Consider the following 23,407-nt stretch of genomic DNA (forward strand, 5'->3'; position numbering starts at 1 on the left):
TGCGTTGACGGGCGCATGGGAGCGGATCCAGCATCCCAGCGTCGCCGCAAATTCGGCGACCGGGATTGCAGTCTCGACTCCTACGGCGCACCAGCGCCCATCCGAAAAATGCACGGCGCTTTTTTGTTCTCCTGCATTTGATGGGCGCAGCCCTGCCAGCTTCATGGCGGGCGGTACGTGGGGGGCTTTGGCCCCGCCGGTCCGTAGGCCGGTACTGCAACCCGTGCCGCCCGCCGCCTTGATTGCAGTCGGGGCGGTGGACTCGAATCTACCTACGGAGTCCCGCACATGCGCAAGCCCACTCAAGCCACCCCCGACAGTTCCACTTCGTATCGCCCAACCGATCCCGGCAACCGACGCGCGCGCGTCGTAGCCGAGATCGTCCTGCGCGTCAGCGAGGACGGCATCACCCTGGCCGGCTCACTGGACATGGGCGGACTGATGGTACGCAGCACACGCGGCTGGCGCCGCATCGAGCAAGGCTGGACGCTGACGACCGGCCCCGTCTTCTTTCGCGATCACGAAGACCTGCTGGGCCATGAACTGGCCGAGTACCTGGGCAATCTCCCGCTCCCTCTGGCACTGGCGGATGCTTTGCAGCAGTCCAGTGGAGGCGATGACGAAGAAGTAGATGAAGGGTGACTGCCCGCATCTGAGGTCCTGTGCCCTCGGTGGTGGCTGACTCGCGTCTTCGTGGGTCGGCTACCGTCGTGGAGTACGTCGGTCTGTGGTGCAGATGGAATTGGTCCGGACAGCTATGGATCACTCAGGCGATGGAGGCCTCGACTTAGAAGCCATCTTCCGCCGGCAACTACGTCCGCAATCGGCCATAAGCGGACATTCGAGGTGGTTGTATCAGCCCTCCCGGTGTGCGTCAGATCGGCGCAGGCAATGGATCAAGTGCATCCACCCGCCGGCGACAGGTGCGATATGCGCTCGAGAGGCGCTCGACTTCGTCGCCGAGGAATGTCCACAAGCTTGGCCACGTGCGTAGCTTCGGCGCGGGACGGCCTAGGGCCGTCACGTACACCTCGCCGCTTCCGTCAATCCAGGCGTGATGCCCCGGATCCGCCGAGTAGAAGCCGAACTGGACGGCATCAAGTGGCGCGCCTGCCGGGCGTTCGATCTGGTTTCCGTAACGCAAGCTCACCGGTTGACGGACGTCGGGGGAGCGTGAGTAGTCAGTTCGCGCACCGTTGATGGACAACGATCCGGCGAACAGTGAGAGGCCATTTGCGAGGCGATAGAACGCGCGAAGATCAGAGGGAATTACCCTCCCCGCATCCTGTTCCAACGCCTCGATTTCCGGCTCCGACAACGGCGCGTAGATTTCGTGCAGATAAGCCTGCGAAAACAAACCATCGGGCCGCGGTGGAAGCTTGGCGACCATTAGCACGCCGGTGACCTTCTTCGTCCCTTCGTCCGCCATTTGCCGCAACCGCGTAACCATCGCGTCGAAGCGCTTCGAATCCACCAAACCGTCGCCTGCAGCTTCTGTCATCGTCCTGGTCCGTTTGCCTCAGGCGGCGATGTTATGCACACCGGTCTCCAGCCAGCAAGGTGCGGGCCGAATGTCCGTTTTGGGTCGGAAACAGCCGCTCCAGGCCTTGAGGTTTCTAGCGTAACTGCGGGAGCAGTACCACCGCGCGCCGTTTGCGCCTTTTGCTCGCCCGGCCAATCAGCAGGCAATGGCAGATACGGCGCGAGTGCAGGGGGCGCCGGTTCCAGCGTGAGTTGGCCGCGCGCGCCTAGATGAACCGGAGCCATGCTCCTCACTTCGTTTCAGGCGAGCCCACACCATCCCCCAACCACTTTCAGAGTTATCCGATGGTCCAGCCCCCCACCGGACGGCAAGGTCGCGTCACATTTCTCGCGCGACCTTTCCCATGCCTCCCCATCGTCCCCTCCGATTGCTGCAAGTCGTCCATACCCAAGGCTATGGCGGCCTGGAACGGCAGGTGCTGTCACTGAGCCGCGGCCTGCGTGACGCCGGTCATGGGGTGACCCTGGCCTTGCAGCAGGGCTCATGGTTGCAGCGGCAAGCCGAGGCGGAACGGCTGGACTGGACGCCGCTGCGCTTTCGCGGGCTGATTGATCCGGTGTCGCACCTGCGCCTGCGCCGGCTGGTGCGCGAGCGCGGCATCGACGTGGTGCATGGGCATTCGCGGCGCAGCGCCTTCTACAGCGCGTTGGCCGGCGGGTGGGGGCGCTGCCGTTCGGTGGCGACCATCCACTCCTTGCAGACCTGGAAGGGGTTTCGCCGCAACCAGCGGATGATCGCCGTGTCCGAGGCGGTGCGCGAGTTCCTGGTCCACAAGGGATTGCCGGCGACGCGGATCGAGCGCATCTACAACGGCGTCGATACGCTTCCGGATACGCGCGAGTCCGAGCGCAGGGCGGCGCGGGAGCGGCTGGGCATCGCGCAGGAGCGGTTGGCCATTGGCATGGTCGGCCGGATGGTGCCGCACAAGGGGCACGATCTGCTGGTGCGTGCGCTGTCGCTGCTGGGCGCGGTGGGCGAGCCGATGGATCTGGTGATGCTGGGCGACGCGACGGGCGACTGGCCGGACGAACTCGCCGATTTGATCAGTCGACTCGGACTGGACGCACGGGTGCGCCTGCCCGGTTATCGCGATGACGTGGCCGCGCTGCTGCGCGGCATGGACGTGTTCGTGCAGCCCTCGCGCAGCGAGGCGCTGTCGCTGTCCCTGCTGGAAGCGATGGCCGCCGGCCTGCCGGTGATCGCCGCGCGTACCGGCGGCATGCCGGAGGTGATCGAGGACGGCGTCAACGGCCTGCTGTTCACCTCGGACGATGCCCACGGTCTGGCCTGGCAGTTGAAGAAGCTGCTGGATCCCGCGCTGCGCGAGCGTCTGGGCCAGCAGGCGCGGCGGACCCAGCGCGAGCGTTTCAGCGCACGCGGCATGGTGGACGACACCGTGGCGTTGTACCGGCGCGTGCTGGAGCTGCCGGCGTGAGCGCGGTGTTGCCGGTGCTGATGTACCACAGCATCGGGCCGGTGCCGAAGGGCAGCCGGCGGCGCAGTATCTTCGTCGGTGCGCGCGCGTTCGCGCGGCAGATGGCGCTGCTGGCGCATTGCGGCTATCGCGGCGTGACCATGGACGAGGCCCATGCGGTGCTGCAGGGCGGAGTGGTGCCCCGGGAAAAGCTGTGCGCCTTGACCTTCGACGATGGTTTTTTCGACAACGTCACCACCGCACTGCCGATTCTGCGACGGCATGGCCATCGCGCCACCTGCTACGCGGTGGCGGACCGGATCGGCCAGCGCAATGGCTGGTCCGAGGATGTGCTGGGCGTGACCAGCCCGCTGGCCGACGAAGGCGCGCTGCGCGCGTGGATCGATGCCGGCATGGAACTGGGCGCACACACCCGCACCCACGCGCGCCTGACCACCCTGGACGATGCCGCGCTGGAAGACGAAGTGGGCGGCGGCAAGCGCGCGCTGGAGGATCGCTTTGGCCTGCGCGTCTCCCAGTTCTGCTATCCCTGGGGCGCGCATGACGATCGCGTGGTGGAGGCGGTGCGGCGCGCGGGATTCGCGGGCGCCACCACCACCGTGCGCGGTCGCGCGCGGATCGGCGTGGATCCGCTGCGGGTGCCGCGCGTGCATGTCCTCAACCAGCATCATCTGCCGCAGTTCTGGCTGAAGCTGGCGACCCGCTACGGGGACCGCCGCTAGCCGAAACGCGGGTCCGGCTGGTTAGAATCGCGGCATCTCCACCCAGGGAACCGTCGGTTCCGGCGGCGAGGCGGCGCTGGCTCGCCGCGCGCGGCCACCGGCACGCTGATGAAGGACACTCCGTTCGGCCGCATCACCCGCTCGGTCCGCTGGCTGCGGTTCGCGCTGCTCGGCATCCTGCCGGTGCTGCTGTTCCTGGGACTGGGCCTGTACTGGGGCATGCACCGGCTGCTGACCGAGCAGCAGCAGAAGCTGGCCGTCGATTTCGGGGTGATGACCGGCTACGTGCACCATCACGAAGCCTTCCTGACCACGTTCAGCCAGCAGAACGCGCGCCTGGCCTCGCTGCCCGACTGGCCGCAGGAAACCCTGCGCGAGATGCCGCAGCCGGCGCGTCCCGGCGAACGCCAGTGGCTGGGCCAGGAGGCCGGCGTGCACCTGCCGTTCTCGCTGGTCTGCGCGCAGGCCGACTGCGACGCCGCGCTGCCGGAAGTCGGCCAGCACCTCAGCAATGCCTACACGACCTTCTGGTCGCGCTCGCCGTTTCCGCCGGGCGAGGTGTTCCTGCTCGACCGGAACAGCAGCCTTGCCGCCAGCGTGCCCGGCATTGGCGTCGAATCCGGCCTGGGCCGGCTGGAGCAGGCGCAGTTCGCGGCGGTGATCGATACGGTGCGCGCGCACCTGGCCGAACGCGGCACTCCAGCGGGCCAGCAACCGGTCGGGCGCAACGTGCGCTGGCTGCGCTCGCCGGATCTGCCGGAGCGGCTCATCGGCGTGCTGCCGGCGCCGATTCCGCCCCGCCTGTGGGGCACGGGAAGGGAACAACCGCCGGACTTCTACGCCGCCACCCTGCTGACGCTCTCGCGGGTGGGCGTGTTCGAATGGCATCTGAGCGAAGCGATCTACGACGATTTCTGGCTGACCCGCCAGGGCGTCGTGCTGGACGGCGACGGCACGCCACCGCCCGCCGAAGATCTGGGTCTCAACTACACCCGCCGGGGCTGGGTCTTCCATTTCCACGATGCGAACGGGCAGTGGGACGCCTACTACCGGGTGGGCTACCTCAGCCTGTTCCGCGACAACCTGTGGTTGCCGCTGGGCGCGGGCCTGCTGTTGCTGGCCGGCATCGCCGGCGCGCTTGGCTTCGGACGCTGGTACGACCGCCGCGTGGTCGCGCCCGCGCTCGCCGCCCAGCGCGACATCCTCGACAACGAAGCGTTCAACCGGACCATCATCGACGCCACGCCGGTGGCCCTGTGCGTGCTGGATCGCGCTTCGGGAGACGTGGTATTCGGCAATGGCCTGGCGCGGCAATGGCTGGGCCTGGCCGGGGATTCGTCGTCGGCGGTCAGCGGGGCGTTGTCGCGCCTGCGGGAACGGCTGGCCGGAGTCGAGGGCGCCGGACTACTGGAGGAATTCGCCGCCGCTGATGGCCGCCCGCTGCACGTGGCGTACTCGCCCACGCGCTACCGCATGCGCGAGGTCATCCTGTGCGCCTTCACCGACATCAGCGCGCATGCGGAAATCGAACGCACGCTGGCCCGCGCCAAGCGCGAGGCCGATCGCGCCAGCGCGGCCAAGTCCACCTTCCTGGCCACGATGAGCCACGAAATCCGCACGCCGCTGTACGGCGTGCTGGGCACGCTGGAACTGCTGGCGCTCACCCCGTTGAACGAGGAGCAGCGCCGCCAGTTGCAGACCGTGCAGAGCTCCTCGGCGGTGCTGTTGCAGCTCATCAGCGACATCCTGGACACCACCCGCATCGAGACCGGTCAGCTGGCGCTGGACGCGGTGGCCTTCCATCCGCGGCACCTCGTCGAGGACGCGGTTGCCGGCTACGCGGCGATGGCCCGGCAGAAGGGACTGGATCTGTTCGCCTGCATCGATCCGGATCTGCCTGCATGGCTGCGCGGGGATCCGGCACGCCTGCGCCAGATCCTCGACAACCTGATCAGCAACGCCATCAAGTTCACCGAACACGGCCGGGTGGTCGTGCGGCTGGGCAGCGAAACGCGTGACGGTATCGCGCGGGTGGTACTGGACGTGGAAGACACCGGCGTCGGCATCGCACCGGAGGATCAGACACGGCTGTTCGAACCGTTCTATCAGGTCGATGCGGCCAGCCACACCTTCCGCGGCGCCGGCCTGGGCCTGTCCATCTGCATGCAGCTGGCGCGGCTGATGCAGGGCGACATCGCCGTGGACAGCGCGCCGGGACGCGGCAGCCGCTTCCGCCTGAGCCTGCCGCTGACGGCCGAAGCGGGCACGGACACCCACGCCGATCTCTCCGGCGCGGTGCTGCGCGTGCGCACGCCGCATCCGGAACTGACGGCGGACCTGTGCCGCTGGTTCGAACGCTGGGGCGCGCGCGCCGCGCCGGCCGTCCTGCCGGCGACGCCCGCCGATGCGGACGCCATCCTGGTGGACGTGCTGCCGCCGCCGGACACCCCCCCGGCATGGCCGGGACCGCGCGTGCTGGGCGCCGATGCCGGCGACGCCACGCCAACGGCCGTGGACGGGCATCACCGCGACGCGCTCGCCCAGGCGATCCTCGCGCTGCGCCGGGGCGAGCCCGTCGCGCCCGCACCGCTGCGGGCCGGTCCCATCGCCGGCCGGCTGGGCCTGCGCGTGCTGGTGGCCGAGGACAATCCCATCAACCGGGCCACCCTGGCGCATCAACTGGAACAGCTGGGCTGCACGGTCGCGACCGCGGAAGACGGCGTGGAGGCGCTCGCACTGTGGCGGCGCGAACGCTTCGACGCGGTGCTGACCGACGTCAACATGCCGCGCCTCAACGGCTACGAACTGGCCGCCACCCTGCGCCGCGAAGGCGCTGACGTGCCGATCATCGGCGTCACCGCCAACGCGATGCGCGAGGAAGAGCAGCGCTGCCGGGAAGCCGGCATGAACGCCTGGCTGGTCAAGCCGATTGGCCTGCGCGGATTGTGGGAATTGCTGCGTGCGCATGCGGCGACTGCCGGGGCTGCCGGCAACGCGGGCGACGTCGCACCCTCCGACGCGGCGGAAGAATTGCCGGCGCAGTATCGGCGCCTGTTCGTCGACACCATGCGCGCGGACGCCGCCGCCGTCGCCATTGCCCTGCAAGGGCAGGACCCGACCACCGCCATCACCACCCTGCATCGCATGCGCGGCGCGCTGGCGATGATGCAGATGGATGAGCTGATCGCCCGCTTCGAACGGCTGGAAGATCGGATACGCGCGGAGGGTATCGCTGCCGAGGTGGTCGATGAGACGGGAGCGGCGATGCGAGCGCTGGAAGTGGAACTGGTGAAGCTGGATCACTCATAAAGCAAATCCCCCTCAATCCCCCTTTTTCAAAGGGGGAGGAAAAGCCATCGCCCCCACCTGCACGGAAACCAAAAAAAGCCCCCTTTAAAAAAGGGGGCGGGCCTCCGCGCAGCGGAGGACGGGGGATTTGCTCTTGGCGCAAAGAACAAATCCCCCTCAATCCCCCATTTAGTAAAGGGGGGAAAGTGAACCTATTTCTGACTGGCCCGCCTCAGAACCGCAAACCCGCACTCACGCCATAAACCAGCGAATGCATGTCCACGTCCGAGCGCAGGTTGTCCAGGCGCACGTCGCTGTTCCAGCGCAGGTAGCGGACGTCGCCGCGGACGAACCAGTTCTTCGGCAGGTTCACGTCCAGGCCCACGGTCGCGGCCAGGCCGGTGCCGTCGTCGATGCGGAAATCATGCGCACCATCCAGCGCCGGGTTGATCCACTCGCCGTCCACTTTGGTGCGATGCACGCCCAGGCCGACGTACGGCTTGAAACGGTCACCCAGCTGGGTGAAGTGGTACTGCGCGGTCAGCGCCAGCGGGCGGGTGCGGTACTTGCTCACGCCGATGTCCGGCGCGTTCTCCATGTCGATTTCGGTGCTGGCGTCGAAGCGCGAAGCGCCCCACAGCTCGATGGCGATGTTGCGGTTGATGAACCAGCTGAAACCCAGCGTGGCGCCTTCGTCGCTGCGGTCGTTCTCGACCTGCCCGCCGGCGGGGGCATCGGTCAGGGTGACATTCAGCGGCTTGTCGCCGCCCAGGTGCTGGGAGGCAAAGCCGGCGGTGACGGCAAAGCGGCTGTGGGCCGCGTCCTTGGCCTGCGCGGCACCGGCCAGGCTCATCGCGGCGACGGCGGCCGCCAAGATACGAACTTTCATCAAATACTCTCTGAAGGGAAGGGAAGCATCCGGCGATGCAGGCGACCGGATGGAAAACACGCGTCGAATGCGCGCTGCGTGCTGCCTTCCTGCAAGGGAAAAGGCCCGGGCATTCTCGGCAAGCGCCGGGGTGGCAGGAATCGGAGGATTCCGAAACGGACCTGTGGGTAACGGCGTGTTTTCGGCGGGATGCCAGGAGCCAGGGGGACTCCGGCTTTCGGCGGGATTACGGAGTATCCGTAGCTGGGAAAGGCAGTGAGGCGAGGGCAGCGGAGCGAGCTCCGCTCTACGTTGGAAAGAGCGGTGTTCTTTGTCCCGGCGAACACCGCGCCCTGTTTTCGCTGTTGGCTCTTCGGACACGGACTCCCCACTTTTCGGACGGTTCCGAGGGACAGCGCCGCGTCGGTTCTCCAAGCTGTTCGCCCGTTTTTTGCTTCAAGAGGATGGCGTGCACATGCGTTCTAACAACGAAGGTATTTTCAGCAACGCGACAATCGCGCACCGGAGAAATCCACCATCCCTCACCCCGCGTGCTCCGATGAAGATGGCCTTGTGCGTCGCGCTCGGGCTGTTCGGCGCCTGCCTGACGACCGTCCAGGCGGCCGAACCGGTCGGGCCGCAGCAGGTCATCACGCTGCTCCAGCAGGCCGGCTACGGCGAAGTCCGCGATCTCGAATACGACGACGGCCTGTGGGAAGCCGAAATCCGCCGTCCCTATGGCTTGTGGGATGAGGTCTCCGTGGATCCGGCCACCGGCGAGATCTTCGATTTGCGCGGCAGTCGCAAGGTGTTGTCCATGCGCGATCTGCTGGCGAAGCTGGAAGGGCAGGGCTATCGCGCCTTCACCGATATCGATCGTGATGCCGGCGTCTGGGAGGTGGAGGCCACCGATCCGCAGGGACGCCGCGTGGACCTGAAGGTCAGCGGCTACGACGGCCGCATCCTCAACAGCAAGTTCGACGACTGATCGAACCCACACCTGCACCCGCGTAGAGCGGAGCTCGCTCCGCTCCACCGTCCACCCAGAACCCCGCCCACGCGAACTTCCGGACAGAAGTAACTTGCTCCAGGGGTGGAACCCCGGAAGTTCGCGCGGGCGCGGTACTACACCCGGCAAACCGTGATCCCAGAGAAAGCTGGGACCCTCTTGCTCTTTGCATCGCGAAGGGCAGCGGAGCAAGCTCCGCTCTACGTCGGGGCTCACGTAGCGAAAGACCGCGACGCCCGTCGTCCCAGCGAAAGCTGGGGGCCCTCTTGCTCTTTGCGCAGTGCGCTGGCCAACGCGTGCGGAACACCCGGCCAATCAAAAGCCAAAGGAGCCCGGCTTCGCCGCGATGACGGGATGTTCGTGGTCGCGAAGGGCAGCGGAGCAAGCTCCGCTCTACGTCGGGGCTCACGTGGCGAAAGACCGCGACGCCCGTCGTCCCTGCGAAAGCTGGGGTCCCTCTTGCTCTTCGCTCGTGCGCTGGCCAACGCGTGCCGAACACCCGGCCAATCAAAAGCCAAAGGAGCCCGGCTTCGCCGCGATGACGGGATGACGGGATGACGGGATGTTCGGTCGCGGAGGGCAGCGGAGCAAGCTCCGCTCTACGGGGGAATTGGCTTAGCGCTGAAGGCCGCGAATGTCCGTCGTCCCAGCGAGTGCGGGGACCCCTCTTGCTCTTCGCTCCGCGCGCAAACCGAACCGCGTCACGCGCCCCCGTCCAATCAAAAAAAATCAAAGAGATCCCGGCTTTCGCCGGGATGACGGGCTATCCGTGGTCGTTCAGGCAGCGGAGCGAGCTCCGCTCTACGGCGCCGGGCGGATTGGGGTGCGGCGCGGAATGACGCTACTTGTAATAGATATCGATGGTCGCGCCGGCGTTGAATTTTCCGAGCGTTGTATTGGCCTTGTCCGTCAGCCAGACGGCGCGGGCGGCGAAGTGCCGCGTCACTGTCCTGTCCTGGCTGTGTGGCACCAGTTCGAATTCCTGGTTGAACGGAACCACGCGCTCGTTGTTGTCCATGTCGTGCAGGGTGATGCCAACCGATTTGTTGTCCTCGGGAACCAGTACGTGTTCTCGCTGTGCATCCAATTTGGCGTCCGTGAGCGGCTTCAAGAGCGCTGCCAAGCCGTAGGCGCTGTCGCAGTTCTTGTTGGCGGTGATGCTGAAGGGCTTTTGCCGGGCAATCTGATCTCGCTGGGCGTTGACATTGCTCAGGCTGCCGAAGTTGATGGTGGATTGGGACAGCGCAATGGTCGAACTGCAGGCGATGTAGCGCAGATATTTAAGATTGTGCACGTACTGCCTGTAATTCGAGCCAATGGTTGGGTTCAATCCACCTTCGCCGTCCAGTTGGAATACGGCAAATTTCGAATGGCTGCTGACCGGCCCTTCCTTGGCTTGTCCCGTGTTGGCAGGAGAACGCTTGGAGAAGAAGAAATTGTAGGACACGGTCATTATTTTCGCCTGGTCCTCGCAACCGGCGAAGCTGCGGCACCCATCGAGCTTGAGCTTGGTTGGCTCCCTCTTTATGCCATTCTTGACCTGGGTCAGGTTGGAGTATGTGTAGTCCTTACCGTCGATGTTGATGCCAATCTCGATATCCTCCCCGAGGGCGAGGTTGCTTTCCGGACTCGCATAAAGATAGACCAATTCGGCGCCGGCCGGCCGCTCCTGCCAGCACTTCAGCGTCCCAATCCGGTTGGGTGATCGCCAGACGACGGTCCCTTTGGGCATGGTGTTGGAGATCGCGACGGTTGTTTCCAGGTAGTAGTCTGCCAAATAGGTACCGTCCATCGTGCACGTCAGCGCATGGCTTTTCTGCGACAGCACGAGCAGCGCGCCCAGCGCCAACAATCGAATCAGGATCCTCATGGTTGTTTCTCCGGAAGGGCCGGCCGGGATGCCGTTGCATCGTGGCCGGAGGTGGACAGGGTGAACACGCGCGCGTGCGGGTTGCCGGCGTCGCTGATCAGTTGGTAGCGCAGTTGCGCCGCGTGGCAGCCGGGCGCGGGCAGCGACTGGCTGGAATAGGGGGCGATCATCAGATGCTCGCGTGGATCGCCGCAGGGCTGCCCGCTGGCATCGAGGATTTCCAGATGACCGAGGGTCAGGTAGTAGGGCGAGGGATTGCGCGCCAGCAACACCGGCGTGTCGCCGTCGCCGGATCGCTCCCAGGACAGCGATGCCCAGGCCTGCTCCCGCGTGGTCGGCAGGGGCGGGCGGTAGAACAGCTTGAAGTGATGCCGCAGCGCCAGTTGCATGGTGTTGTCGGCGTGTGGCGCCTGCGGCACGTCCAGGATGCGGAGCAGCAGATAGGACTCGCGATCCGTCGGCAGGCCCTCACCCTGGTAGAACACGTCCACGTGCGCCTGCTGGCCGGCCAGCAGTTTCAGCAGCGGCCGTGACAGCGCGAGCGGCAAGGGTGCCTGCGACTCCTCGTCGCCCCAGTCCAGCGAGAGATGCAGCAGCGCTGGATGGACGGCCTGGTTGGTGATGGGCAGGCGCATGCGCGTGCCCTCCATGATGAAGCGGTTCTTGCCGTCGAAGTAAAGCTCCGCGCGTGCAGCCGGGGCCAGCGCGGCAAGTGCCAGCACCAGCAGCGCCAGCAGACGGAGGACGGTCCGGGCGAGGGGGTTAGTCATAGTCAAGGACGAAACTCATCACCGCGTCGGCGCTGCCTGCCTTCAGCGGGCCGGCGAGGGGCACATAGCGCGCCTTGCCCTGGAAGCGATAGCGGTCTTCGACGCCGATTCTGTCCTGCCAGACAGACGGCAGGGATCGCGGCCGATCGTGAAACGGAACGGGGTTGCCTTCGGCATCGGTCACCGCGATGCCGAAGCCGGAGGCGGATGCGGGCGTGTCCGCCAGCTTGAGGATGCCGTCGGCGGTGACGTTGCCCTCGAAGAAGGTCTTGACCGGCGTCGCCGCACCGTTGGTACCGGAACAGCGGATATCGATGGCGTAGTCGCGGGGCGTGGCCAGGTTGCGGCGAACGGTTTCGAAGGGCACCGTACCCATCGCGACCGGGATGTCCGGGTTCTCGGCGTAGCAACTCGTCAGCATCACGTTGTTGGTGAAGTTGAAGGCCGCGCCGGGAAGGCGGAACGTCAACAAGGTCTGGTTGCCGGCCATCAGGCGGGCCGCATAGTGGAAGGTCATGCTGCCGCTGCGCGCGACACGGCTGCCACTGCGCATGAACCGGGTGACAATCTTGCGGGGAACAGGGGTGTTGACGCCCTTCTTGACCACGCCCTGCCAACCGGTGTTCATGTCAACCGTGCTGCCGGTGCTGTATCCGAATCCGATTTCCAGCTCCACGCCTTCGACACCGGTTTCATAGCGACCGTGGCCCCGGGCCTTGACCATCTGGCTGTCGTCGGCGACGAGGCTGATGCGCGTGTCGACATCACATATGATCGTGCGCACATTGTTGAAGTAGCGGCTGTACCAGTACATCATGCCGCCCACCGGGCGCGCGGCGTCCGGGATGACATCGCGCGTTCCCGCCATGTCGAGAGTGGTCTCGGAGAAGTCATTGAAGACGCAGGCGGCCTGCGCACCGCCGGCGACGAGCAGCAGCGCCGGGAACGCGATGCGGACGAGCAGGGACGGGATGCGCTTCATGATGCGTGCGGAACGGGACGGGCCGCGATTACTGCGGACGGCAGACCAGGGTGACCCGGTCGTAGGCCAGTCCGGCCTGCGCGGCCGGCAGCGTGTAGTCGGCCACGCAGGCGCCATCGCCCCAGCGCACGTCCAGCCGGCCCTGGTCTTCCACGCCGAACACCAGCACGCGCGACTGGTTGTCGATCATGCCCAGCACCTTGTCCTGCGCGCCGTACACCATCGCGCCGAACGGCACCGTGCCGTCCTCGCGGCGCAGGACGAACTGCACGCGGCGTCCGGTTTCGGCCTGGTAGCTGGCGCGCGCGATGGCGCCACGGGTCGGCACCAGTTGCGGCGCGTTGCCCAGCAGTTCGGTGTCCAGGCCCAGCTTGCGGGTGTCCACCTCCACCCAGTTCATGCGATAGGGCTGCAGGTAGGGCACCACCGCGTAGCCGCGGCGATTGGTGCGCACGTTGTTCCAGTTGGTCAGGCCGACGCCGGCCGTGCGCGGCACTTCCAGCAGGCCGAAGGTTTCGCCGACCGGCTGGCCCAGGGTGATGCCACCGCGATGGATCACCACGGAGCCGGAGGCGCTCAGATCGACGTGGCGGCTGTCCGGTCCCTGCTGGTAGGTGCCGCCCAGTTGCGCCAGCGGCGTGGCCCAGTTGACGTTGGCGCTGCCGCTGCTGCCATAACCCTCGGCATGGCTGGCCTGGAGTGAATAGCTGGCGTTGCGGTTGGCGTCGAGATAACCGCTCAGGCCGGCCTGCACGCGGTCGGCGCCGTGACGGGTGGAACTGGCGCTGGCGCTCATGCGATGCGCGCGGCTGCCCATGCCCAGCGGCAGGCTGAAGCTGGCGTTGACCTGGGTGTCGTCGCGCTCGCGGTGCGGGTCGCGATCCCGCGACATGGCCAGGTTGTAGTTGAGCTTGCCGATGCTGCCGGCGTAACCGAAGCGCCAGGTGCGGGTGCTGCCGGGCAGGTTCCAGTAGCTGGTCTCGCCCAGGGTCAGGTACAGCGACTGGCTGCGCGGCAGCAGCTGGTTGACGGTCAGATCCACCCGGCTCTTCTGCGGGCTGTAGTGGATCGAGTTCGACGTGTTGCGGCGGTCGGCCATGTGCTGGCCGAAGGTGCGATAGCCCTCGGTGGAGTAGCGGTACCCGGCCATGGTGAAGGTGGTGCCGGTGCCGGTGAGGGTCTTGGCGTACAGCAGGCGGGTGCTCTGGCCCTGCTCGGTGCGGCCGGAGGGCGCGCGCGACCGGCTGTGGGTCGTGTCCAGCGACAGCCCGCCCAGGCGCGAGTTCAGGCCCATGCCCAGGCTGACGGCGTGATAGTCCTGCGCCGCCAGCGCGGCGCCGAAACCGGTGAAGTTGTTGCTCAGGCCGTAGACTAGCGAGCCCTGCGCCACGGTGGGCGTGTCTTCCTGCGGACCACCCCGGTATTCGCCCGCGCTCAGGCTGTAGCGCAGGCGGCCGGGACGGATCATCACCGGCAGGGCGGCGAAGGACTGGGTGAACTCGCGGACCCGGCCATCGGCTTCGAGGATGCGGACGTGCAGATCGCCGTTGGAACCGCTGGAAGGCAGATCCTCGATTTCGAACGCGCCGGCCGGCACCGGCATGGAATGGATCACCACGCCGTTCTGGCGGATTTCCACGGTGGCGTTGGTTTCGGCGATGCCGCGCACGACCGGCGCGTAACCCTGCTGGTCGTTGGCCCACATGCCCAGGTCGGTGGACAGCTGCACGCCGCGCAAGCGCACGCTGTCCAGCACTTCGCCGGAGGTGTACAGCTCGCCCAGGGACAGCTTGGCGTTCCAGCGGCGCACGTCGCGTTCCAGCCAGGTGCGGTGGCTGCGGAAGCGGCTGGGCTGGTTGGAGCCGGTGCTCAGCGAGGCGTCGTTGCGCAGGCGCCAGCCGGCGACGTTCAGGCCGCTGCGCAGGCTCAGGTAACCGTAGTGACGATCCTTGCCGCTGCGGCGGTCGTGGTTGCTGTTGAAGTTGGCCTGGTAGTTGCTGAAGAACGCGGTGACGCCGTTGTCCCACAGCGAGGGATCCACGTAGGAGCGCGAGCGCCGCGGCACGTAGACCTGCGGCACGCTGACCATCAGCGCCAGGTTGTTGACGTCGAATTCGGCGCGCGCGGCGGGGATGCGCGAGAGATCGACTGGCGCATCGTCTTCCGCCGGGTCGAGCAGGCCTTCCTGTTGCAGCTTGGCCACATCCACGCCCAGTTGCCTGAGCAGGCCATAGGGCAGGACCGGCGCGACCCGGCCCTTGGCGTCCGGCGCGAACACGATGTCGTGGCGGCGGACCAGGCTGAGGTTGAGATAGACGTCGACGCTGTAGGTGCCCGGCGCGACCGCGCTGCCCTTCTCGAAGTAGCGCAGGTCCACGCTGCCGCCGCCGCCGCGCGTGCTGAGGAACATCTCGTTGAATTCGAAGCTGGCGTCGTCGTCGCCCGCTTCGGCGGCGATGGCCGAAACGGAAGACAGGCCCACGAACGCCACGCAGTACAGGGCGTGGCGCAGGGCGAGGCTCAGTCGATGGTGGGCGGGCAGAGCGGGCATGCGGTGTTCCTTGCTTGGGCGCATCCGCCGTGGGATGGCGCAGCGTTCTCTCGGGGGAAAATCAGTGGACGACGGTGGTGCGGATCTCCGGCATCAAGGCCTGGGGGTGTCAGCGCGAGGGCGTGGCATCGAGCTGGTCGACGCCGCCGTAGTCGTTGACGTACTGGAAGGACACGGTGGCGTTGGCGGCCGGGCGCGCGGCGCCGTCCTTCAGCGGGAACACGACCGTCGCGCCGGGCGCGACCATCCGGGTTTCGAGCGCGTGCCGGCGATCACCGTCCTTCAGCGCGGCGCTCGTCACCGACACGTGGTAGGACGAGGCATTGCTGACGCGCAGCGCGGGCTTGCCGTCCTGCGTGCTCCACTGCCAGCGCAGCGCCTTGGCGGCGTCTTCCGGCTTGCCTTCCAGGCCGGCGGGGCGATAGAACACCTTGATGCGCTGGCGCACGGCGATCTGCAGGACGTTCTCGCCCTTGGCCTTCTGCGGGATTTCCTGCACGGACAGCCAGAACACCGATTCCTTGTCGGTCGGCAGGCCCTGGCCCTGATAGAAGATGCGCAGCGTCTGCTGCTGGTTGCCACCCAGCCGGCTCAGCGCCGGGGTGACGGCGAAGGGGACGTCCTGCCCGGCGGCATCGTCCTCGCCTTCGATCCAGGACTGGATCATGGTGTCCTGGGCAATCTTGTTGTTGACCGGCACGGTGACTTCGTGGGCCGGCGCGGCAAGCACGACGCGGGTGGCGCCCAACTGGATGCTGGCCTGGGCCAGGCTGGCGCACAGCAACAGGGCGCCGGCCAATGCGACGCGGATACATGGCGTGAGGTTCATGGCGGTCCCGTGGAAACGTGGGGAAAAAAGGGGGGCGGAACACCGCCCCCCGGAACAGCTAAAGAGCGACTCAGTCGTAGCTCAGCTGGAACGGCAGGTAGCCATTGGCGACACCGGGAACCACCGGATCCGCACCGACCTTGACGTAGGCCGCGCGCAGCGCCAGGTTGGCGGTGCCCTTGTACTTCGGTTCTTCCACGGTGCCGATGTTCTGGACGTCCAGGGCACCGCTGATCTGGGTCAGCGGATCGCCCAGGTTCAGCAGCTCGTTGGCGCTGTCGAACACGCCGATACCGACGCCGGTGGCACCACCGGTGACTGCCAGCAGCCGCCTATCATTCCCGACCACGCCGGTGCCGGTTTCAGCGCCGACGCCGTCGCTGGGCTTGAAGCTCAGGTGGACGTTCTTGAGGCCATTGGGAACACCGCCGCAGTCGAGCTGGATGTCGATGTTCTTCGCCGCGCCGATATTGCCCTGGCCGCCGCCTACGGACAGCGAGTCGGCGCCGACCTTGCCGAGGTCGATGGCCAGGATCTTGCCCGCGGCTTCCGGCGTACCGCCGTTGCCCGGCTTCATGGTGCAGGACGACGCGATGATCTCGCCGGTGAACTTGATGGCACCGTCAGCGGCCATGGCCGAACCGGTGGCGCCGGCCAGGATGAGGACCGACAGGCCCAGGAGGGATTTGGACATTGCAAAACTCCGTTTGGTTGGTGGAAAGGAGTGCAAATTCTCGATTCGGTGCCGTATCCATCCCATAGGAAAGTTCCTAAAGTGATGCGCTTTCGTTTAGGTGTGCTGTACAAGCGTTCACCTATATGAGCCTCGTTGCGTGCAATGCGCGCGCTGCGGCGTGGGTTGCCGCGATCGGTTGCGGAACGATGGGGAATCGCTGCGTCGAGGCCTCAGTTGTAATCCAGCACGTAGGTGAGGCTGGCGTCGGCGCGTCCCGCACGGGGCGTGCCGCCCTCGCTGGCGTAGCGCGCGGCCGCGGACAGGCGATATCGCTGGCGCTGGCGCGTGCCGTCCTGCCACTTCAATGGCAACGCCCGCTCGGGCGAGAACGGCAGTGGATTGCCGTCCTCGTCCTTCAGCGCGATGCCCACGCCGCTGGCGATGTCCGCGCGGCCGGCGTGATCCAGGTTCAACCAGCCGTCGCGCGGCGAATCGCCCTGGAAATGGATGCGCACCGGCGGTGGCGTGGCGGGATGGGCGCCTTCGCAGTCGATGTCGAGAGTGAAGGAGCGCGCGGGTGCGGCGTTGCGGGTGAGATCGAGCGTGCTGATCCGTCCCATCGGCACTTCCAGTGGCGACACGACCGGCATGCAGCGGGTGTAGTAGGTATCGTGGGTGAGGTTGAAGCGGAGGTGGGTGCCGGCGATGTCGATCAGCGTTTCCGGTCGGGAGGGAATCGGGAGATCGGCGCGATAGCTGAAGACCACGCTGCCCTTGCCCACGTAGGCGTCGGTGCGGATGAATTCGACAACGGCGTAGTACGGGCTGCTGAGTACTTCGCCTCCGCCCAGATCGCTGGCCTGGAAGGGGGGATAACGGGTGTCCTGCCAACCGTTCGCGTAGATTTCGCGGAAGCCGATACGGACCCCGACGCCTTCGACCGGGGTTTGATAGACCTTGGGTTGGCCGCTTTCCGGGAGCGTCATGTTCGCCACCGTCATGCCGTAGACGGTGCCGCGGCGGCAGGTGTAGATGCGCTGGCCCCCTTGGAGCAGGAGTTCCTTGCTCGCCATCACCTGGCCGATGGGGACGAGTTTGAGGTTGATGGGGGTAGTGGGCGGCGAAGGGATGGTCTGGCTCAGGTTCTCCAGTGCGCCCCACGGACTGCAGCTGGCTTCGGCCAATGCGGGCGCGCCGAACATCAACAGCAGTGGCCATGCGCGACATGTCCGGAGCGGGATGTTCGGGAATTTCACGCGCGGTTCCTGGTTCGGAGGAATGCCGTCCGCCGACGCGATGACGCGTATGCCGCTTGTGTGGTGTCGGGACGGAGCGCAGGAATTCTTGTTGGGCACCGTGCGGCCCGATATAGGAAGAATCCTAAAGTGAGTTGATTGTCGGCTTGGTGTGGGGCATGGGTTCATTCGTCGGGCCGAGGCGGGAAATGGCTGCGTGCTCCGGAGCCGGCCCCCACCCGGCCTCCCCCGCAAGCGGGGGAGGGGTAGTTCCATGTTGCGGGGTGGGAATGAGTTCTTCTCCGCATGCGTCCTTCCCCCGCGTGCGGGGGAAGGTGCCCGAAGGGCGGATGGGGGCGAGCGGAAGAGTGAGTTGCGCTCGTTGTTGTTCGTGTGTGGATGCGTTACGTGCTTCGGATGCGGCCCCCACCCAGCCTCCCCCGCAGGCGGGGGAGGGGCAGTTTCATGTTGTGGAGTAGGGAATGAGTTCTTCTTCGCATGCGTCCTTCCCCCACGTGCGGGGGAAGGTGCCCGAAGGGCGGATGGGGGCAAGCGGGCGAGTGAGTTGTATTCGCGGTTGTTCTGTGCGGATGTGCTACGGGCTTCGGATGCGGCCCCCACCCAGCCTCCCCCGCAGGCGGGGGAGGAGCTGTTTCATGTTGCGGGGGAGGGAATGAGTTCTTCTCCGCATGCGTCCTTCCCCCGCTTGCGGGGGAAGGTGCCCGAAGGGCGGATGGGGGCGAGCGGGCGAGTGAGTCGTCCTCGCGGTTGTTCTGTGCGGATGTGCTACGTGCTTCGGATGCGGCCCCCACCCAGCCTCCCCCGCAAGCGGGGGAGGGGCATGACCACGGGGAGTTCTAGAGACTGTGTATCCGGCTTGAAGCATCAATCCGGCCGGCGCCCGAACAGCGCGGTACCGATGCGGATCTGGGTGGCGCCTTCGGCGATGGCGATCGGGTAGTCGTCGCTCATGCCCATCGACAGCGTGTCCACGCCGGGATGCGCCATCGCCAGCGCGTCGTACAGCGCCTTCATGCGCACGAAGGCCGGACGGCGTCGTTCCGGATCTGCGTGCGGAGTGGGGATACACATCAGTCCGCGCAGGGCCAGCCGAGGTTCGGCGGCGATGGCGGCGGCGAGCGCGGGCACCTCGGCGGGCGCGCAGCCGTGCTTGCTGGCTTCGTCGTCGATGTTGACCTGGATGAGCACGTTCAAGGGCGGTCGGTCGGTCGGGCGATGGCGGGCGAGCGCGGCCACCAGCTTGGGCCGATCCACCGTTTCCACCCAGTCGAACAACTGCGCGGCGAGCTCGGCCTTGTTGGATTGCAGGTGCCCGATCAGGTGCCAATCCAGCGAAAGCTCGACCAGATCACGGACCTTGGCGGCCGCTTCCTGCACATAATTCTCACCAAACGACCGCTGTCCGGCGGCGGCCAGCGCGGCCACCGCCGCGCCCGGCTGGGTCTTGGACACGGCCAGCAGGCGGGGGGCTGGCCGATGGGCGGCATCCGCAGCGTTTTCAATACGTTGCAGGGTGTCGCGAAGGGTGTCGGCGAGCGTCATCCGGGGGCGGTTGGAAGGTCATTGGAGAGCGCTATACTGCCTTCAGGGGCAGCATCGTTCCAGTTTTGCAGCACTATTTCGGGGGAAGGCAAACCTATGGATATCGCCGAGCTGTTGGCGTTTTCGGTCAAGAACAAGGCATCGGACCTGCATCTGTCGGCAGGCCTGCCGCCGATGATCCGCGTCGACGGCGACGTCCGCCGCATCAACATCCCGGCCCTGGACCACAAGCAGGTCCACGCGCTGGTCTACGACATCATGTCGGACAAGCAGCGGCGCGATTACGAAGAATTCCTGGAAGTGGACTTCTCGTTCGAGATTCCCAGCCTGGCCCGCTTCCGCGTCAACGCGTTCAACCAGAACCGCGGCGCCGGCGCCGTGTTCCGTACCATTCCCTCCGACGTGCTGACCCTGGAAGACCTGGGCTGCCCGCCGCTGTTCCGCGACCTGATCGCCCAGCCGCAGGGCCTGATCCTGGTGACCGGCCCGACCGGTTCGGGCAAGTCGACCACGCTGGCGGCGATGATCGACCACATCAACAAGAACGAGTACGCGCACATCCTGACGGTGGAAGACCCCATCGAGTTCGTGCATACCTCGCAGAAGTGCCTGATCAACCAGCGCGAAGTGCACCGCGACACCCACGGCTTCAACGAGGCGCTGCGCTCGGCGCTGCGCGAGGACCCGGATTACATCCTGGTGGGCGAATTGCGCGACCTGGAAACCATCCGGCTGGCGCTGACCGCCGCCGAGACCGGCCACCTGGTGTTCGCCACCCTGCACACCAGTTCGGCGGCCAAGACCGTCGATCGCATCATCGACGTGTTCCCGGCCGGCGAGAAGCCGATGGTCCGCTCGATGCTGTCCGAATCGCTGCGCGCGGTGATCAGCCAGGCGCTGCTGAAGAAGGTCGGCGGCGGACGCACCGCCGCCTGGGAAATCATGGTCGGCACCCCCGCCATCCGCAACCTGATCCGCGAGGACAAGGTGGCGCAGATGTATTCGTCCATCCAGACCGGCCAGCAGTACGGCATGATGACCCTCGACCAGCACCTGCAGGATCTGGTCAAGCGCAGCCTGGTCACCCGCCAGCAGGCGAAGGAATACGCGAAGGACAAGCGGTTGTTCGAGTAAGCCGGGAATCGGGAATGGAGAATCGGGAATCGTGAAAGCCAAGGCAGTTCCCGATCCCGTTTCCAGACCACCGGCTTTTGACGATTCCCGATTTACGATTCCCCATTCCCGGCTCCGAAGGAGCATCCCATGAGCAGCATCGACTTCACCTCCTTCCTCAAGCTGATGGCGCACCAGAAGGCGTCGGACCTGTTCATCACCGCCGGCATGCCGCCGTCGATCAAGGTCCACGGCAAGATTTCGCCGATCACCCAGACGCCGCTGACGCCGCAGCAGTCGCGCGACCTGGTGCTGAACGTGATGACGCCGGCCCAGCGCGAGGAATTCGAAAAGACCCACGAGTGCAACTTCGCCATCGGCGTGGCCGGCGTCGGCCGCTTCCGCGTGAGCTGCTTCTACCAGCGCAACCAGGTCGGCATGGTCCTGCGCCGCATCGAGACCCGCATCCCGACGGTGGAGGAGTTGAACCTGCCGCCGGTGATCAAGACGCTGGCGATGACCAAGCGCGGCATCATCATCTTCGTCGGCGCCACCGGCACCGGTAAATCGACCTCGCTGGCGGCGATGATCGGCTACCGCAACCAGAACTCGACCGGCCACATCATCACCATCGAGGATCCGATCGAATTCGTGCACAAGCACGAGGGCTGCATCATCACCCAGCGTGAGGTCGGCATCGACACCGACAGTTGGGATGCCGCGCTGAAGAACACCCTGCGCCAGGCGCCGGACGTGATCATGATCGGCGAGGTGCGTACCCGCGAGGGCATGGACCACGCCATCGCCTTCGCCGAAACCGGCCACCTGGTGCTGTGCACCCTGCATGCCAACAACGCCAACCAGGCGATGGACCGCATCATCAACTTCTTCCCGGAAGACCGCCGCACCCAGCTGCTGATGGATCTCTCGCTCAATCTCAAGGGCGTGGTCGCGCAGCAGCTGATTCCCACGCCGGACGGCAAGGGCCGCCGCGTGGCGATGGAAATCCTGCTCGGCACCCCGCTGGTCCAGGACTACATCCGCGACGGCGAGATCCACAAGCTGAAGGAACTGATGAAGGAATCCACCAACCTCGGCATGAAGACCTTCGACCAGAGCCTGTTCGAGCTGTACCAGGCCGGCGAAATCTCCTACGAGGACGCCCTGCGCTACGCCGACTCCCAGAACGAAGTCCGCCTGCGCATCAAACTCTCCCAGGGCGGCGACGCCCGCACCCTGGCGCAGGGACTGGATGGGGTGGAAGTGGCGGAAGTGCGCTGAGGCGCGTGACCTGACGGAATGGATACCGGCCTGGAAAGCAGCCCCTATCGGGCACCCGAGGGGGCAATCGAAGAGCGGCCGGCCACGCGCGCCAAGCCATTTTTCCTCGCACCACCCACGTTGAAGCTGGTGGTGATGATGGTGTTTACCCTGGGCTGGTACGCCGTCTGGTGGTTCTACCGCGCCTGGCGCGCGGTCAGGCAGCATGATCGCAGGCAATTCAATCCTGCCTGGCGTTCGATCTTCGCCCTCTTCTATGCGTACGCCTGTTTCCGGGCGATCAACCGAATCGCCGCCGATGGCACGCGGGAAAAAAGGGCTCCGGCGGGACTGCTGGCCATCACCTATGTGGTGCTGGCGCTCTCCGTGCTGTTGCCCGGCCCCCTGTGGCTGCTGTCTCCGCTATCGGTGCTGCCGCTATTGCCGATGAACGCGAGGGCACGTCGCTACAACCAGTTCATCGACGCCAATGTGTATCGGGACGAAGACGGCTTCAATGCCTGGAATTGGCTGGGGATCGTCGTCGGTGGCGCGTGCTGGGCGATCCTGTTGCTGGGTTTGCTGATCTATTTTTTGTCGACCCTTGTGCCAGCGGCTTAGCGGAAGCAGGACGCAGTACCTTCGCAATGATTGCCGGGGGCCGGAGATTCATGACGGCGGGGCGGCGCGTGGTTCAAAGACAGCTCGCGTGCCTGGCCCGCCGTATGATGATGACATGTCGATCGCCCTGACCACCCCGCACATCGATGCCGCCGAACGCCTGCGTGAATGGTTGCTTCCGTTCGACCGTGTGTTCGTATTGACTGGAGCCGGTTGCAGCACAGCCTCCGGGATTCCCGACTATCGCGATGCCGACGGCCAGTGGAAGCGCACGCCGCCGGTGACGTATCAGGCGTTCACCGGGGACCCGTTGACCAATGCGCGCTACTGGGCGCGCAGTTTCGTGGGCTGGCCGCGGATGGCGCAGTCGCAGCCGAATGCGGCGCACCGGACGCTGGCGGCGTGGCAGGGCGGGCGGTTGTCGCAGTTGCTGACCCAGAACGTCGATGGCCTGCACGAGCGTGCGGGTAGTCGCGAGGTGATCGATCTGCACGGGCGCATCGATCAAGTGATCTGCCTGCAATGCAGGACGCTGTCCGCGCGGGCGACGTTGCAGGAACGCCTGCATGACGCGAATCCGGATTGGCATGGACTGGAGGCGGCGACCGCGCCGGATGGCGATGCGGATCTGGAGGGGCTGGATTTCAGCCGGTTCCGGGTGCCGCCGTGTGATGCCTGCGGCGGCATGCTGAAGCCGGACGTGGTGTTCTTCGGCGAGAACGTGCCGCGTGAGCGTTATGAGCAGGCGTTGGCGGCGCTGGACGCATCGGAGGCGTTGCTGGTGGTGGGGTCTTCGCTGATGGTCTATTCGGGCTTCCGTTTCGCCCGCATCGCGCATGAGGCGGGCAAGCCGATTGCCTTGCTCAATCGTGGGCAGACCCGAGCGGATGCGCTGGCCGATCTGAAGCTGGATGCTGATTGCGTGGCGGTGTTGCCGGCCGTATAGGGTGTGGCGGTGAAACTCTTCTCCCGCTTGCGGGAGAAGGTGGCACGCGGCGCCGGAAGAGGGCGCTTTGTGCTTTGTCGGTGTTGCCCCCATCCGCCTTCGGCACCTTCCCCCGCGGGCGGGGGA

The 23,407-nt window shown here is 66.2% G+C and carries 19 protein-coding genes; 9 read left to right on the forward strand and 10 right to left on the reverse strand.

The window, feature by feature from the left end; all coding sequences use genetic code 11:
- Positions 1–288 precede the first annotated feature (288 nt).
- Entirely contained in the window at positions 289–642 is a 354-nt protein-coding gene (locus ACTJI2_RS10095) for a hypothetical protein (RefSeq protein WP_440842021.1), read from the forward strand.
- A 232-nt stretch (positions 643–874) separates the two neighbouring features.
- Here ACTJI2_RS10095 and ACTJI2_RS10100 read toward each other — a convergent pair whose 3' ends face one another.
- Entirely contained in the window at positions 875–1,501 is a 627-nt protein-coding gene (locus tag ACTJI2_RS10100) for an SMI1/KNR4 family protein (protein ID WP_440842022.1), read from the reverse strand.
- 385 nt (positions 1,502–1,886) lie between these two features.
- Between ACTJI2_RS10100 and ACTJI2_RS10105 the strand changes: the two genes are divergently transcribed.
- The 3 genes from ACTJI2_RS10105 to ACTJI2_RS10115 all read left to right on the forward strand — a co-directional run bounded on the left by ACTJI2_RS10105 (position 1,887) and on the right by ACTJI2_RS10115 (position 7,009).
- Complete coding sequence (locus tag ACTJI2_RS10105) at positions 1,887–2,978, forward strand: glycosyltransferase family 4 protein (RefSeq protein WP_440842023.1); 1,092 nt, start codon at positions 1,887–1,889, stop codon at positions 2,976–2,978.
- Positions 2,975–3,700, forward strand: coding sequence for a polysaccharide deacetylase family protein (locus ACTJI2_RS10110; RefSeq protein ID WP_440842024.1), 726 nt, complete (start codon positions 2,975–2,977; stop codon positions 3,698–3,700). The genes ACTJI2_RS10105 and ACTJI2_RS10110 overlap by 4 nt, the downstream gene beginning before the upstream one ends.
- A gap of 108 nt (positions 3,701–3,808) precedes the next feature.
- Complete coding sequence (locus tag ACTJI2_RS10115; RefSeq protein ID WP_440842025.1) at positions 3,809–7,009, forward strand: ATP-binding protein; 3,201 nt, start codon at positions 3,809–3,811, stop codon at positions 7,007–7,009.
- Between the two features lie 211 nt (positions 7,010–7,220).
- Here the strand turns inward: ACTJI2_RS10115 and ACTJI2_RS10120 are convergent, their stop codons facing one another.
- Entirely contained in the window at positions 7,221–7,877 is a 657-nt protein-coding gene (locus ACTJI2_RS10120; RefSeq protein WP_218533637.1) for an OmpW/AlkL family protein, read from the reverse strand.
- A gap of 538 nt (positions 7,878–8,415) precedes the next feature.
- Between ACTJI2_RS10120 and ACTJI2_RS10125 the strand changes: the two genes are divergently transcribed.
- Positions 8,416–8,844 carry a PepSY domain-containing protein gene (locus ACTJI2_RS10125; RefSeq protein WP_440842026.1) on the forward strand — a complete coding sequence of 143 codons (429 nt, stop codon included), beginning with the start codon at positions 8,416–8,418 and terminating at the stop codon, positions 8,842–8,844.
- An 862-nt stretch (positions 8,845–9,706) separates the two neighbouring features.
- Here the strand turns inward: ACTJI2_RS10125 and ACTJI2_RS10130 are convergent.
- From ACTJI2_RS10130 to ACTJI2_RS10165, 8 genes are all read right to left on the reverse strand, one after another.
- Positions 9,707–10,735, reverse strand: coding sequence for a fimbrial protein (locus tag ACTJI2_RS10130; protein ID WP_318288632.1), 1,029 nt, complete (start codon positions 10,733–10,735; stop codon positions 9,707–9,709).
- Entirely contained in the window at positions 10,732–11,505 is a 774-nt protein-coding gene (locus ACTJI2_RS10135; protein ID WP_218533635.1) for a fimbrial biogenesis chaperone, read from the reverse strand. Before ACTJI2_RS10135 ends, ACTJI2_RS10130 begins: the two co-directional genes overlap by 4 nt.
- Positions 11,498–12,487: a fimbrial protein gene (locus ACTJI2_RS10140; protein WP_440842028.1), complete on the reverse strand. Its 990-nt coding sequence runs from the start codon at positions 12,485–12,487 to the stop codon at positions 11,498–11,500. Before ACTJI2_RS10140 ends, ACTJI2_RS10135 begins: the two co-directional genes overlap by 8 nt.
- 28 nt (positions 12,488–12,515) lie before the next feature.
- On the reverse strand, positions 12,516–15,038 hold the full coding sequence (locus tag ACTJI2_RS10145) for a fimbria/pilus outer membrane usher protein (protein WP_440842030.1): 2,523 nt from the start codon (positions 15,036–15,038) through the stop codon (positions 12,516–12,518).
- Positions 15,039–15,147: 109 nt separating this feature from the next.
- Positions 15,148–15,867: a fimbrial biogenesis chaperone gene (locus tag ACTJI2_RS10150; protein ID WP_183643809.1), complete on the reverse strand. Its 720-nt coding sequence runs from the start codon at positions 15,865–15,867 to the stop codon at positions 15,148–15,150.
- 70 nt (positions 15,868–15,937) lie between these two features.
- Positions 15,938–16,561, reverse strand: coding sequence for a fimbrial protein (locus ACTJI2_RS10155; RefSeq protein WP_183643806.1), 624 nt, complete (start codon positions 16,559–16,561; stop codon positions 15,938–15,940).
- Between the two features lie 212 nt (positions 16,562–16,773).
- A complete protein-coding gene (locus ACTJI2_RS10160; RefSeq protein WP_440842031.1) occupies positions 16,774–17,799 on the reverse strand; it encodes a fimbrial protein in 1,026 nt (341 codons plus the stop codon).
- Positions 17,800–18,663: 864 nt separating this feature from the next.
- Positions 18,664–19,341: a YggS family pyridoxal phosphate-dependent enzyme gene (locus ACTJI2_RS10165; RefSeq protein ID WP_318288638.1), complete on the reverse strand. Its 678-nt coding sequence runs from the start codon at positions 19,339–19,341 to the stop codon at positions 18,664–18,666.
- Positions 19,342–19,437: 96 nt separating this feature from the next.
- Between ACTJI2_RS10165 and ACTJI2_RS10170 the strand changes: the two genes are divergently transcribed.
- From ACTJI2_RS10170 to ACTJI2_RS10185, 4 genes are all read left to right on the forward strand, one after another.
- On the forward strand, positions 19,438–20,475 hold the full coding sequence (locus ACTJI2_RS10170; protein ID WP_141453781.1) for a type IV pilus twitching motility protein PilT: 1,038 nt from the start codon (positions 19,438–19,440) through the stop codon (positions 20,473–20,475).
- Between the two features lie 129 nt (positions 20,476–20,604).
- Positions 20,605–21,735 carry a PilT/PilU family type 4a pilus ATPase gene (locus ACTJI2_RS10175; protein ID WP_183643797.1) on the forward strand — a complete coding sequence of 377 codons (1,131 nt, stop codon included), beginning with the start codon at positions 20,605–20,607 and terminating at the stop codon, positions 21,733–21,735.
- 18 nt (positions 21,736–21,753) lie between these two features.
- Entirely contained in the window at positions 21,754–22,335 is a 582-nt protein-coding gene (locus tag ACTJI2_RS10180; protein WP_440842033.1) for a hypothetical protein, read from the forward strand.
- 115 nt (positions 22,336–22,450) lie between these two features.
- Positions 22,451–23,281, forward strand: a complete 831-nt coding sequence (locus ACTJI2_RS10185) for an NAD-dependent protein deacetylase (RefSeq protein ID WP_440842034.1) — start codon at positions 22,451–22,453, stop codon at positions 23,279–23,281.
- The last annotated feature ends 126 nt before the right edge of the window (positions 23,282–23,407 follow it).

Source organism: Pseudoxanthomonas sp. 22568 (assembly GCF_052044485.1).
GTDB classification, from domain to species: domain Bacteria; phylum Pseudomonadota; class Gammaproteobacteria; order Xanthomonadales; family Xanthomonadaceae; genus Pseudoxanthomonas_A; species Pseudoxanthomonas_A beigongshangi.

What these genes read in the sequence shown, in the direction of transcription:
- ACTJI2_RS10095 (WP_440842021.1), top strand. Translation starts at nt 289, where the DNA reads ATGCGCAAGCCCACTCAAGCCACCCCCGACAGTTCCACTTCGTATCGC.
- ACTJI2_RS10100 (WP_440842022.1), bottom strand. Translation starts at nt 1,501, where the DNA reads ATGACAGAAGCTGCAGGCGACGGTTTGGTGGATTCGAAGCGCTTCGAC.
- ACTJI2_RS10105 (WP_440842023.1), top strand. Translation starts at nt 1,887, where the DNA reads ATGCCTCCCCATCGTCCCCTCCGATTGCTGCAAGTCGTCCATACCCAA.
- ACTJI2_RS10115 (WP_440842025.1), top strand. Translation starts at nt 3,809, where the DNA reads ATGAAGGACACTCCGTTCGGCCGCATCACCCGCTCGGTCCGCTGGCTG.
- ACTJI2_RS10120 (WP_218533637.1), bottom strand. Translation starts at nt 7,877, where the DNA reads ATGAAAGTTCGTATCTTGGCGGCCGCCGTCGCCGCGATGAGCCTGGCC.
- ACTJI2_RS10125 (WP_440842026.1), top strand. Translation starts at nt 8,416, where the DNA reads ATGAAGATGGCCTTGTGCGTCGCGCTCGGGCTGTTCGGCGCCTGCCTG.
- ACTJI2_RS10130 (WP_318288632.1), bottom strand. Translation starts at nt 10,735, where the DNA reads ATGAGGATCCTGATTCGATTGTTGGCGCTGGGCGCGCTGCTCGTGCTG.
- ACTJI2_RS10135 (WP_218533635.1), bottom strand. Translation starts at nt 11,505, where the DNA reads ATGACTAACCCCCTCGCCCGGACCGTCCTCCGTCTGCTGGCGCTGCTG.
- ACTJI2_RS10140 (WP_440842028.1), bottom strand. Translation starts at nt 12,487, where the DNA reads ATGAAGCGCATCCCGTCCCTGCTCGTCCGCATCGCGTTCCCGGCGCTG.
- ACTJI2_RS10145 (WP_440842030.1), bottom strand. Translation starts at nt 15,038, where the DNA reads ATGCCCGCTCTGCCCGCCCACCATCGACTGAGCCTCGCCCTGCGCCAC.
- ACTJI2_RS10150 (WP_183643809.1), bottom strand. Translation starts at nt 15,867, where the DNA reads ATGAACCTCACGCCATGTATCCGCGTCGCATTGGCCGGCGCCCTGTTG.
- ACTJI2_RS10155 (WP_183643806.1), bottom strand. Translation starts at nt 16,561, where the DNA reads ATGTCCAAATCCCTCCTGGGCCTGTCGGTCCTCATCCTGGCCGGCGCC.
- ACTJI2_RS10165 (WP_318288638.1), bottom strand. Translation starts at nt 19,341, where the DNA reads ATGACGCTCGCCGACACCCTTCGCGACACCCTGCAACGTATTGAAAAC.
- ACTJI2_RS10170 (WP_141453781.1), top strand. Translation starts at nt 19,438, where the DNA reads ATGGATATCGCCGAGCTGTTGGCGTTTTCGGTCAAGAACAAGGCATCG.
- ACTJI2_RS10175 (WP_183643797.1), top strand. Translation starts at nt 20,605, where the DNA reads ATGAGCAGCATCGACTTCACCTCCTTCCTCAAGCTGATGGCGCACCAG.
- ACTJI2_RS10180 (WP_440842033.1), top strand. Translation starts at nt 21,754, where the DNA reads ATGGATACCGGCCTGGAAAGCAGCCCCTATCGGGCACCCGAGGGGGCA.
- ACTJI2_RS10185 (WP_440842034.1), top strand. Translation starts at nt 22,451, where the DNA reads ATGTCGATCGCCCTGACCACCCCGCACATCGATGCCGCCGAACGCCTG.